Consider the following 1604-nt stretch of genomic DNA (forward strand, 5'->3'; position numbering starts at 1 on the left):
AAAATTCAATCAGCAACAATTAAACAGGTCGATAAACCTAAGTTTTTAGATTTACCAAATATGCAGATCAATCGAATCTCTTACGGCATGTCTAGAGATAAAAAATTCAATTATCTGAAACAAGAAAATGAATCGCCTGATGATTTTATGTATCGACTTCGAATTATGCTAAAAGATCCAAAACAGCAAATTCAATTTTATGAATACTAAAAAAACAATAACTTATTTTTTAATCTGATTCACTTACGATTATGTCGAAATAGCTCTTAAATTTAGACTTTTGCTCCTCATCGGAAGTCGAATTAATTAAATTTTCCATTTCTTTTTTATATTGTTGATGTCCAGCTTTGTAGTACATCGCATAATATGTAAAGTTATTTTCTAAATATAAAGGATCACTTTCATCCATTTGCTCCAGTGTTAGCTTAATTTTTTGGGCTATATTTTCATAGCAACTTTTTACTACTAATTCTCCCTTATTCATCATTTCTAGCAGTTGACACTGAAAAGTATATCTATTGGTGTTTTCAGGGTTCTTTTTTATTAAAATCTGATTAAAATCATATGCTTCACTATATTTTTTTGTTTGCATATAGATATTCATAATAATGTTATTTCTTTCATTTTCATTTTTAATTTGATGCGCTCGAGGTAAAAATAAATTTAACTCCTCACGAAACTTCAGTTCATCTCCATTTATTAAATATGTAGAAATATTATTATATTCATTGATTAAATTTTGATCCTCTGATGAAAGATTCACTGTCTCTTCTAATTTAACATTTTTCTTTACTTCTTCATTTGCATTAGAACAAGCGGGGAAAGATACTAAAATAAAAATAGAAAAAAAAATATTCAGTATATTCTTCATAAAACTCTCAGATTTTTTTAGCAAAAGAACTTATGCTAAATTCATATGACTTTGTTGGTGGAGTTGGAATAACTATCCCTACAGAGCCGTTGTACTGTGCGGTATATCCCAATTTAACACTAACTTTTACAACACTTAGATTAGGTTTTGGCAACTTTATCGTAGAACTACCCACTGGAGCTTTATTGTTACTACTATCCCAAAAACCTGGGTCTTTTTTTAATCTAGTTGTTGTGTAAATTTTATCATCTCTAGATATAACAATTTCACCAAATGGGAAAACTTTTGCATCATTTGATAAAGGATGTGCGTTTATTGAGACACTAATAAAAAGATCATCTCCAGTAACCCTATAGTTCAGAAAATAACTTACTGCTCCAGAAATCATTTGCAATAAACTAACACCTTTACTATCTGTCTCACTAGGAGTTATCACAGCTCTATGTTGTATAAAAACATCTGTTTTATAATTCTGGACATAAAAGTTTTCATAATTTTCTTTTGAGTTAAAACTATTCGATAAACTCTGCTGAACATTAATAGGCTGAAAAACCGGTATAGAAGAAAAGAAACTAGCCCCACCACTGTCACCCACGACATGAGACTGTTGAGGTTGAATAGTAGCTCCACAGGTTAACTTATCCCCGACATAAGCCACAGGCTTACCATCGATAATCACATGATCATGGCTCTTAATCACAGTAGACCAACATTTACATTTAGGACAGTAATG

At 30.4% G+C, this 1604-nt stretch carries 2 protein-coding genes and 1 pseudogene; 1 reads left to right on the top strand and 2 read right to left on the bottom strand.

Annotated elements, in window-relative coordinates:
• Window positions 1-210 (top strand): annotated as a pseudogene (locus AC1M9I_RS14535) (replication initiation protein RepM); the annotation flags it as partial.
• A gap of 19 nt (window positions 211-229) precedes the next feature.
• On the opposite strand, the gene AC1M9I_RS14540 reads toward AC1M9I_RS14535, so the two are convergent.
• Together AC1M9I_RS14540 and AC1M9I_RS14545 are read right to left on the bottom strand one after the other, a co-directional pair.
• Window positions 230-871: a hypothetical protein gene (locus AC1M9I_RS14540; protein ID WP_481611207.1), complete on the bottom strand. Its 642-nt coding sequence runs from the start codon at window positions 869-871 to the stop codon at window positions 230-232.
• 7 nt (window positions 872-878) lie between these two features.
• Window positions 879-1604: PAAR domain-containing protein (locus tag AC1M9I_RS14545; protein WP_481611208.1), on the bottom strand; the 726-nt coding region annotated here is incomplete at its 5' end.

The organism is Acinetobacter sp. ANC_7553 (assembly GCF_056779895.1).

Excerpts from the sequence above, each read along its gene's own strand:
- AC1M9I_RS14540 (WP_481611207.1), bottom strand. The coding sequence starts at position 871 with ATGAAGAATATACTGAATATTTTTTTTTCTATTTTTATTTTAGTATCT.